The sequence below is a fragment of the Arthrobacter sp. OV608 genome (assembly GCA_900110595.1).
Taxonomy (GTDB): Bacteria; Actinomycetota; Actinomycetes; order Actinomycetales; family Micrococcaceae; genus Arthrobacter.
In genome coordinates this window covers 1-3,131 of sequence record FOEZ01000054.1, presented here as the reverse complement: position 1 = coordinate 3,131, position 3,131 = coordinate 1, and the positions used below count along the sequence as shown (strand labels likewise).

Sequence of the window (3,131 nt, the reverse complement as noted above, 5' to 3'; positions counted from 1 at the left end):
TACACCACACCTGGGTTGATTCGATGGAACCGTCACTCCACATGCTTTCAAAGCATGTGCAAACCCCTACAACCCCTGTGAACACTGACAACCAAAGCCATCGCGTACACACATTTTGGCCGCTAACCCCCCCTGCTTGCGCGTCCCCGGTCCTGGCCGGGCAGCCGACGCAGACCCATCCTCAGGCTGCGTCCGCCACGGCCTGACGCAGCCGCCATCCGCCGCCAAGGCCATCCCGCTCCAGCACCATGGTGGTCAGCGCCGAGTTGCTGTTTCCTCCAAGCCTCACCTGGACCTGGAGGACCTCCACATCAACACGGCCCAACCCCTTGGGCATGCGTCGGTTGACTTCCCACCAGTTGACGCGCTCGAACCAGCGCACCGGCTCGGCACCCAACGCCCATTCCCTGCCGTTGCTGATGACCGCCGTCGGCATTCCGTTAGTTCCCGTCCGCACCATCACATGTTCCATACCTGAAAGCTATGGCCGGCCGCTGACATTTTGGCCGCCAACCCACTTTCTCCGGGGCGGGCAGGCGGGAACGAAAAAACCCTGTTGTTTCCGCCGCGGGGCGCAAACAACAGGGTTTCCTGGTGGGTCCTACCGGGATCGAACCGATGACATCCACGGTGTAAACGTGGCGCTCTACCAGCTGAGCTAAAGACCCAAAACCGCTGAATCCAGCGCTTCAGCGCCGCAACCAACGAACACAGACTCTACCCGACGCATGCCTCCAAACGCGAATCGGCGCGCCAGTGACGCTGCCGGTTTCCTAGAGGGGCGGAAGCGCGGCTGCCAGCCAGGCCAGGGATTCACTGACGCCGGCCTCCAGTTTGATACTTGCCTTATCATCACCACGGGTGGGTCCACGGTTGATGATGACGACGGGCTTTCCGTCCTTGGCGGCATGCCGGACGAAGCGCAGCCCGCTCATCACCGTCAGTGAAGATCCTGCGGCTACCAGGGCCTCGGCCTCATCAACCATCCGGTACGACCGTTCAACCCGGTCCTTTGGCACATTCTCCCCGAAGTAGACAAAGTCAGGCTTGAGTGTCCCGCCGCAGGCAAAGCAAACAGCAACAACAAAACTGCTGATCAGGGCCTGGTCCTCGACGGTGGCATCAGCGTCCGGAGCCATCTCCACCAGGCCTGTTTCCGCTGCGCGGGACAGGAAGCCCGGGTTGAGCTCCTCCAGCACTCCGGCCAGGACGCGCCTTGAATATGTGCGGTGGCATGCCAGGCACACCACCTGGTCATACCTGCCATGCAGGTCCACCACGTTGACGCTGCCTGCGTCTTCATGCAGCCGGTCGACGTTCTGGGTAATGAGTCCAGTGAGGTAACCGCGCCGCTCGAGTTCGGCGGCAGCGTAATGGCCCTGGTTGGGATCGGCATGGCGCAGATGGGACCAGCCAATGTGGTTCCGGGCCCAGTAGCGCTGCCGGTTCGCCTCATCCTTGACGAACTCCTGGTACGTCATGGGTGAGCGCGGCGGCGAACCCGGCCCACGGTAGTCCGGGATTCCGGAGTCCGTGCTCAGCCCCGCCCCGGTGAGCAGGACAAACCGCTTGCCCGCAAGGACCTCACGGATCCTGAGCAGAACCTCCCGCTCCCCGTCAGAGGGAGTGGCTGCAGCCACGGGCGGCAAGCTGGCAAAGCCTGTCAGCCCTACGCCCGCCCGCTGCTGTGCCATGGGATCCTCAGGCCTGCCCCAGGCCTGCCAATGCGGCACGGTATTCCTGGAAGTCGCGGGCCTGGCCACGGGGATTCACTACCGAATACCGGATTATTCCGGCCTCATCGATGATGAAGGTACCGCGATGCGCCATGCCGCTGTCCGCGTCAAAGACGCCATAAGCCCGGGCCACCTCACCGTGCGGCCAGAAATCCGCCAGCAGGTCGAAGGCGTACCCTTCCTGGGCTGCATAAGCCCGCAGGGCGAACTTGCTGTCAACGGAGACGGCCAGGACCGTGGCGTTGGCTGCCTCGAACATGGCCAGGTTGTCCCGTATCTCGCACAGTTCCCCGGTGCAGATGCCCGAAAACGCGAACGGATAAAAGACCAAGACCACGTTCCCGCCCCGGAGGGATGACAGCCGGACCGGCTCGCCGTACTGGTTGGCGAGTTCGAAGTCAGGTGCTTGTCCGCCGAGGGCGGGCGCAGCTACAGGGGCAGCGCCAAGCGCTGCCGTCACTTGTTTTTCCTGCTGACCAGGCGGACGGCGCTCCAGTCCTTCGAGACGCCTGCCGAGGTTGTAACGTGCAGGCCGGCCGTCGGGGCAGCTTCCTGGATGTCCGCCGGCGAGACATACCCGTCCCGGCCGGACTTCGGGGTGAGGACCCAGACCACGCCGTTTTCACCCAGGGTGGTCAGCGAATCCATCAGGCTGTCCACAAGGTCCCCGTCGCCGTCGCGCCACCAGAAGATGACGGCATCCGCCACTTCGTGATCATCCTCGTCGAGCAACTCGGAACCCGTGAGGTCCTCAATATCGTCACGCAAGTCGAAATCGACGTCGTCGTCGTAACCGAACTCCTGAATCAGATCCCCGTTCTTGAAACCCAATTTTTCCGCCACATTTACCGAAGTGGCGGCGTCGGCCTCGCTCACGTGTTCCTCCAATGCCTCATACATGCAGTGCGCATAGTGATTTCCATTACTCCCAAGCCAACACCCTTTGTGCCTGCGCTTCAAGCTGCAGCCCCCTGAGCACGCCATATTCTGCGTCACACCGGGACAGGCAGCACGCGTCGCAGCGGCTTTTCGTCACACAACCAGTATGACGGCGAAATACAATAGAGCCGCCCAACCCGCGGCTACGCATCGCGTTGGGGTGAGAGTTAGAGTGGCAGGTGACAACTATGCCTGCGGGGCAACAACCCTGTAACTCCAATGCAGACGTAGGAATGCTAGGACCCTGCCCGGCACACATGACCGGGCTGTTGTAACCGATACGTCGCACACGGCGTATATACGCCGGGCGGTCACCCCGCCCGGCCTGAGTGCGCCTCTATGCGCGCAAAGAGAGGTTGGACGTGGCTGCAGGAGAAGATACCTCCCATATCCTCAGCGGGTTGACTAACCAGCTGCCTGATCGTGATCCGGAAGAGACCGCCGAGTGGGTTGAGT

Annotated in this window: 4 protein-coding genes and 1 tRNA gene; all 5 read right to left on the bottom strand. The window is 62.3% G+C overall.

Features of this window, described 5'->3' with window-relative positions; all coding sequences use genetic code 11:
* Positions 1-181 precede the first annotated feature (181 nt).
* Positions 182-472, bottom strand: a complete 291-nt coding sequence (locus BMX78_RS22540; RefSeq protein ID WP_170850935.1) for a hypothetical protein — start codon at positions 470-472, stop codon at positions 182-184.
* Between the two features lie 120 nt (positions 473-592).
* Positions 593-668 (bottom strand) — tRNA-Val (locus tag BMX78_RS22535).
* A 105-nt stretch (positions 669-773) separates the two neighbouring features.
* The gene (locus tag BMX78_RS22530; RefSeq protein ID WP_091424833.1) at positions 774-1,694 is read right to left on the bottom strand and encodes an NAD-dependent protein deacetylase; all 921 of its coding nucleotides are present in this window, start codon (positions 1,692-1,694) and stop codon (positions 774-776) included.
* 7 nt (positions 1,695-1,701) lie between these two features.
* Positions 1,702-2,196: a peroxiredoxin gene (locus BMX78_RS22525; RefSeq protein WP_091424825.1), complete on the bottom strand. Its 495-nt coding sequence runs from the start codon at positions 2,194-2,196 to the stop codon at positions 1,702-1,704.
* Positions 2,193-2,612 carry a DUF3052 domain-containing protein gene (locus tag BMX78_RS22520; RefSeq protein WP_091424830.1) on the bottom strand — a complete coding sequence of 140 codons (420 nt, stop codon included), beginning with the start codon at positions 2,610-2,612 and terminating at the stop codon, positions 2,193-2,195. The genes BMX78_RS22525 and BMX78_RS22520 overlap by 4 nt, the downstream gene beginning before the upstream one ends.
* Positions 2,613-3,131 lie beyond the last annotated feature (519 nt).